Annotated in this window: 5 protein-coding genes; 2 read left to right on the top strand and 3 right to left on the bottom strand. The window is 51.3% G+C overall.

From position 1 onward, the window contains the following. Positions 1 to 1,106 precede the first annotated feature (1,106 nt). Both gap and V3U24_00370 read right to left on the bottom strand, forming a co-directional pair. Positions 1,107 to 2,108, bottom strand: coding sequence for a type I glyceraldehyde-3-phosphate dehydrogenase (gap, locus tag V3U24_00375; GenBank protein MEE9165907.1), 1,002 nt, complete (start codon positions 2,106 to 2,108; stop codon positions 1,107 to 1,109). Then, positions 2,105 to 3,145: a glyceraldehyde 3-phosphate dehydrogenase NAD-binding domain-containing protein gene (locus V3U24_00370; protein ID MEE9165906.1), complete on the bottom strand. Its 1,041-nt coding sequence runs from the start codon at positions 3,143 to 3,145 to the stop codon at positions 2,105 to 2,107. The genes gap and V3U24_00370 overlap by 4 nt, the downstream gene beginning before the upstream one ends. 480 nt (positions 3,146 to 3,625) lie before the next feature. On the opposite strand from V3U24_00370, the gene V3U24_00365 reads away from it, so the two are divergent. Both V3U24_00365 and V3U24_00360 read left to right on the top strand, forming a co-directional pair. Further along, on the top strand, positions 3,626 to 3,808 hold the full coding sequence (locus V3U24_00365; protein MEE9165905.1) for a hypothetical protein: 183 nt from the start codon (positions 3,626 to 3,628) through the stop codon (positions 3,806 to 3,808). Between the two features lie 173 nt (positions 3,809 to 3,981). After that, a complete protein-coding gene (locus V3U24_00360; protein MEE9165904.1) occupies positions 3,982 to 4,800 on the top strand; it encodes a class I SAM-dependent methyltransferase in 819 nt (272 codons plus the stop codon). Between the two features lie 11 nt (positions 4,801 to 4,811). Here V3U24_00360 and V3U24_00355 read toward each other — a convergent pair. Continuing rightward, positions 4,812 to 6,103, bottom strand: a 1,292-nt coding sequence (locus V3U24_00355; protein ID MEE9165903.1) for a hypothetical protein, incomplete at its 5' end; no start/stop codon positions are given.

Raw genomic sequence — 6,103 nt, 5'->3', positions numbered from 1 at the left:
CTGACTTGCAGATCCCATTCGTTAACCTCCCGCTTTTCAAGTTTGATGGAGTACAAGCAGTAAATTATCATGCAATAACATGGTTGCCAAGGCATAGTTCCTCCACGGGAAGTACGTAAAATCCTGTGGCGATTGTCCAATCCGAGTGCTGCCCCCCCCGCGGATTTCCTTTCGTTTCACTCATCCCCCACATTCTCGCCGTGGGATTATCTGCAACGTGGTTTCTACTGTACTTTTCTCGGGCAGAAAAGTACCAAAAGGCCTTTGGCTGAAAAATAATTCGGGCGGGGCTGCCCGCGCCCGTGGGAATCAATTAAACTCTCCCGCCAGGGCGGGATCAAACAGTCATTGATTCTCTTCCACAGACTTGGCATCCCTTCTATTGCCCAAATTATTTTAAGGCCACTGATGGTGCCGATTCATCGGCACCAAGAAGGATACTCTCGCTCTCATTTTGACGTATCTGAAATATTTAGCCCGAACGATTATCCGAATAACTCCGTTTGGAGAGTCCACAACTGTCTCAACATCTCCGCAATGTTGTCGACTATCAATGTTTCTAAACCGGCCTGATTCCTTCGGGCGAAATAGAACCGGAGGCAGTTTCCGTCAAGAAATCTCAAGATCCTGCGGAGAATCCTTGTCCCGGCTACACTTCCTTACGAACGGACAAGCTGAATACCGCTTGGGCTGGAGAGTTTGGTTTCTTTCCCTGCCCGCCCTCATTCTTCGGGAGCAGGCGGGCAGGAAACAAACGACGGTTCAGCCCGGAGGAATCCAGCCTTGATTTTTTTGGTGCTTTTTGTATCAAGTCGAAGATCCCGACCCTTCGGGGACAAAAAGAACAAAGATCCTCACAAGGCGACGATTCTCTGGAGGATCCTGTTATGCTAATGATCAAGTGTCATACCGACGAAATCGAGAAAAAGTGAAGAGAAAACCAGCTACGGGATTCAAGTACGGTGCGGGTGTTGACCTCAACGAAAGCCCATGAACAAACGGGCTATGATAAACCCACAAATCTCTACATGCTTCATCCCCACGATGGTAAAAGGAGGGATTCCTTTATGATATAAACAGAAAATGAAACTGAAACGGGACTGGGGTCAGTCCCAATCGTGAAAAATATTTATGAGGTCCACGACACGGTTGGAGTAACCCCACTCGTTGTCATACCAGTTCAACGTTTTCACGAGGTTTCCTTCCAAAACCCTTGTGAACGGCGCGTCATAGACAGAAGAGTGAGGGTTGCCAATGATGTCAGTGGAAACGATGGGGGTGGTTGAATACTCCAGAATCTCCTTCATGGATCCGCTCGTGGACGCGTCCAACACAGCCTCATTTATCAATTCCGGCGTCACATCTTTCCTGACCTGGCAGACAAAATCGACGACGGAGCCGTCGGGGACAGGAACCCGCATGGCAATACCGTCAAGCTTTCCATCAAGTTCCGGCAGGACTTTCCCAACGGCACGGGCAGCACCCGTGCTGGTGAGAATCACATTTTCCGCGGCGGCGCGACTTCTGCGCCAATCGGTATGAGGCACGTCGGCGAGACGTTGATCATTGGTGTACGCATGGATGGTGTTGATTACGCCGTAGTCGATTCCGAATTCATCGTTCAAAACCTTTGCCATGGGTGCAAGACAATTGGTGGTACAACTGGCGTTTGAGACAATCCGGTGATCCGGATTGAGTTCTTGATCGTTCACCCCGATGACCACCGTGTGGTCAATCTTGTCCTTCGCCGGAACTGTCAGAATGACTCGTTTCGCTCCGGCATCGAGATGGGGTGAGATCTTGTCTCTCGTCCGAAACACACCCGTCGACTCCACGACAACGTCGATGCCAAGATCCTTCCAGGGCAAACCACCCGGATCGCGCTCTTCCAACATTTTCACACTGTGCCGGCTCGTGATGAGATTCTTATCCTCCAGAGAGATCTTGTCCTCAAATCGCCCCATTACCGTATCATATTTCAACAGGTATACCAGAGCATCGTTCGGAGCAATGTCATTGATGGCCACCACCTGGGGATCAGACCCTTCGTTCAGAATCCGGAAGACCGTTCTCCCGATCCGGCCAAATCCATTGATGGCAACTCTCATGCAGCGGCCTTTCCCGTTGGCTGTTTTTGGGATAATGAATGATACCGGTCAATCAGTTCCAGAATTCGTTTCGAGAAACCCCACCCGTTATCGTACCAGCAGATCGTCTTCAAAAGGGCGTTGGCGGTAATAAAAGTGGCATCGGCATCGAAAATCATCGACTCACTGGCCCCAATCACATCACTGGAAACAATGGGATCCTCCGTGTAACCCACTATCCCCGCCAACTCACCTTCGGCAGTCTTCTTTACGGCACGGTTTATTTCCTCAACCGACGGCAATCTCTCAAGCTGAGTGGTGAGATCCACACATGAACCGTCGGGCACGGGAACATTCAACGCCACTCCCGCCAGCTTACCCTTGAACTTGGGCAGCAATGATTCCACGATGTCCGGCGACCACGTGTCGTTGGGTATGATGTTTTCTACAGCCGACCTGCTCCGGCGGAGATCCGCTCTGAGGGCATCGGCCAGCGGCTGGTCCGCCGTGTATGCGTGAACCGTGGTCATCATGGCCCTTCTCACACCGAAAGTCTCATCAAGAATCTTCACCATCAGTGCCAGTACCTGAGTCGTGGAAGATGAAGAGGAGACGATTCGATCATTCACAGAAATGTCACTGTCGTTCAGCCCAATAATCACAATGCGATCAATCTCATCCTCGGGAGGTGTCGTCACGAAAACACGGCCGGCGCCGGCAGCAAGATGTTTTTTTAGATCTACATACCGTCTGAATCTTCCCGTTGCGTCGATGACCACGTCCACTCCTAATGAATCCCACGGAATTTCCCCCGGACCGCCCCCGGGGACCAGTCTAACCCTCTGGGAATCAACACTTATGTAATTCCCCTCGAGAACGACGTCATCTTTCATGGGTCCGTGAACGGAATCTTTCATCAACAGGTAATGAAGGGACTCAGGTTCAGCCAGGTCGCTGATGGCTACAAAATGATAGTTGGGATTCTTGTACCCAAGCCGGAAAATATTCCGGCCGATCCTGCCGAATCCCACGAGTCCAATTCGAATCGGCTCACTCATGACCTCCAAAACTAACGCTTTTCAAATTGAGCTGAAAGTATTACAGGGATTACCGTATGCATGTAAAATCTTGTGGCGATTGTTCAATTGGGATACTACCGCAGGAACTTCCGTTCCTTATACTCCCCCCACAACTCGTCGTGGGATTATCTACACTGTGGCTTTGTCTCGTACTTTATCTTAACGTAAGAAAAGTACTGCAAAAGAAACTTGGCTGAATCCCGCCCGCGCGGGACCCACCCGTGTCGGTTGGAGCCACGGGAATCCATGAAACTCGCCCCGCATTCTGCGGGTCTCAGACAGTCATGGATTCTCCGAAGGATCTTGAGATGATCCGCGTCTCCACCTCCACGAATACCGGCGAGACGATCTTAAGGCCGTTTTCTTGATTATGGGTGTCGCATTAGAAATATTCAGCCTCGTATGGTTTTCCGAAGGATCCTGCGGAGAGGTGAGCGAAAGAATAGGATGAATTTCTGTTTGACCCCGATGACAATCGGGGGAGTCAGATTCATCCCTTGGCGAGCCGAAAACCAGGCTGAATATTTCTTCGGCGACGATTCTCCACAGGATCTTGAGATTTTCGTTGTTTTCTTCTCCCGCAGGGATGCCTTTGGCATAAAGAAAACGACAGGAAAAAAGCACCAGGTATTCACTGAATAAATTGAAACCCATTAACAAACCGGCTATGATAAGACCACAGTTTCTTACATGCTTCCGGGATTACCCTCACGGGAACAAAATGCTTGACGCGGAAGAATTGTTGCACTACAATTGGAGCGAGGATTTGAATTCCATCGGCAAATCTTCGTCTTCACAACAGGAGTAAACGGAACATGACCTCAAAGGATTTCTCTTTCGCAGATTTCGCCCAGGAAAATTTCTACGAAAAACTGAATGCCCGTTTGATTGAAATGATCGACATAGGGTCAAGACAGAGAATCATCGACCTTGCCTGCGGAACGGGGGCAATCATCAAGCTGGTGCTGAACAAACTCAAGAATACAGGAACATCTGTTGTGGTCGGAGTCGACCAGTCAGCCTCCGCCCTGCGGCAGGCCATGAAAGATCTGCGAGGTTTCAAGAATGCCAGCCTGGAGTTTGTCCAGATTGGAGCGGAGCGGTTCTCCGAGGCGGTCAAGGGATCTGCCGACACCATCATATTCTGTAATGCCATTCATTACATCAAGGACAAGAACAAGCTGATGAAGGAAGTCAAGAAAGTCCTGAGACCCGATGGCGTGTTTGCCTTTAATACATCCTTTTTCAGAGGAGGACAACCCACCGAATCGAGGCAATTCTACGGCCGGTGGATGCTGAAGTCCCTGAAATACTTGAAAAGGACGTATGAACTGTTCCCCATCAAGTCCGAGAAAGTGGAAGCCCGAAAACAGCTGGCTCCAGAGGAGTACGAAGAGTTACTGACGAAGCATGGATTGAGAATAAGGAGACGGGAGATTCATACTGTACATATGCCCCTCAACGGATGGCTGAGTATCAGCAAGTTCAAAGATTTCATCGACGGCGTCATGCCGGGTGTTCCTCTGGATAAGGGCAGTGACTCCCTCCAAAAAGGGGCTATCGAGACGTTCAAGGAATTGGGGATCGAATCCGTCCCCCGAAACTGGCTGTACGTGATCGCATGGAGAACGTAGATCCGCTGGATTTACGGAACACGAGGAAATTCAGGCGTCAGGATGACCGGCTGTTCCTCATTACCGAGAAGAATCCACGCCGCAGCGCCTCCTCCCACCACCGCGCCCACGAGTACACCTCTGTAATTCCCCACCATCCACCCCCTTATTCTCTCCGGCCAATCCGATGGCGGAAACTGCCCCTCATGAGAACCTTGTGGAGGCCAGAGGCTCCCTTCCGTCTGATCTGAACTTCTCAACGTCACTTGGACATCAGCCGTGGGCTGCGACGCTAACCAGACCATAAAGGAGGATTCCCCTCCCGCCTCGGTTGTCGTGAGGCCTTCGGTCACGTTAACGATAATCCCGGGACCGTCATCATCCATGTTGGTCACCGTAACATCGGCTGCGTCAATACCGTTGTAACCGGCGTCTTCGGAAACCGCGGCTTCAACCACCACACTGTAGGGCTGATTCCCATCGTTCTCATCGTCATCCAGGCCGGTGACGGTCACGCCTTGGTCTATTTCCCAGTCATCGCGAGTAAATACGACCGAGGATGGCGAGACGGCTCCCTCTGTGGAGTTCGAACTTTTCAGGGGAATCGTGACCTCTGCAAGCGGCTCGCTGGCCAGACGAATCATGAACGATGCTGAACTCGCTCCCTCAACCGTGGTCAATCCGGTGGTAGTGGAGAGCAGAATACCGGGCTTATCGTCGTCTGAGATGGCGGGACCGACCCCGACACCGTAAATCTGTTCGCCGTCGGAACTATCCCCGGTAACGGTGACCCGTTGCGCCACATTCCAATTGTCACCGGTAAATGTGATCGAAGATGGTGAGACGGTTTCCTCCATGGAGTCACTGCTGCTCAGGAAAACCGTGACATCTGCTGCGGGTTGTGAGGTCAACACTAACGAGAAAGTGTCGGTGCCCCCTGCTTCCGTGGTGGTCAGAATCCGGTGGGAAGCTGCTACGATTCCACTCCAGTCGTCGTCCACATTGACAGCAGAAACGTCGAGTGGGTCCAATGCGTGATAATTCGTGTCATCAGAGACAACTGGCCCCGTGATCACCGTGTAGACCTGATCACCGTCACCAATATCGTCATCAAGACCGTAAAGTGTCACGCTCCTGGGAATGTCCCAGTCGCTTTCCGTAAATCTCAGGGATAGTGGACGATCCCTGACCTGCGCCTCCTCCGTCCCTTCTCCTCCGGGACCGGAGATTTTCTGACCTTGTATAGTGAAGACGGCAACTAGAATCCAGGTTAAGACGAAATAGGGTGATTGCCGCAAAGACTTCATCGGTGTCCCAAAACATA

The organism is Candidatus Neomarinimicrobiota bacterium (genome assembly GCA_036476315.1).
Lineage (GTDB): Bacteria > Fidelibacterota > Marinisomatia > Marinisomatales > S15-B10 > JAZGBI01.
This window is presented reverse-complemented; position numbering and strand designations above follow the sequence as displayed.

Excerpts from the sequence above, each read along its gene's own strand:
- gap (MEE9165907.1), bottom strand. The coding sequence starts at position 2,108 with ATGAGAGTTGCCATCAATGGATTTGGCCGGATCGGGAGAACGGTCTTC.
- V3U24_00370 (MEE9165906.1), bottom strand. The coding sequence starts at position 3,145 with ATGAGTGAGCCGATTCGAATTGGACTCGTGGGATTCGGCAGGATCGGC.
- V3U24_00360 (MEE9165904.1), top strand. The coding sequence starts at position 3,982 with ATGACCTCAAAGGATTTCTCTTTCGCAGATTTCGCCCAGGAAAATTTC.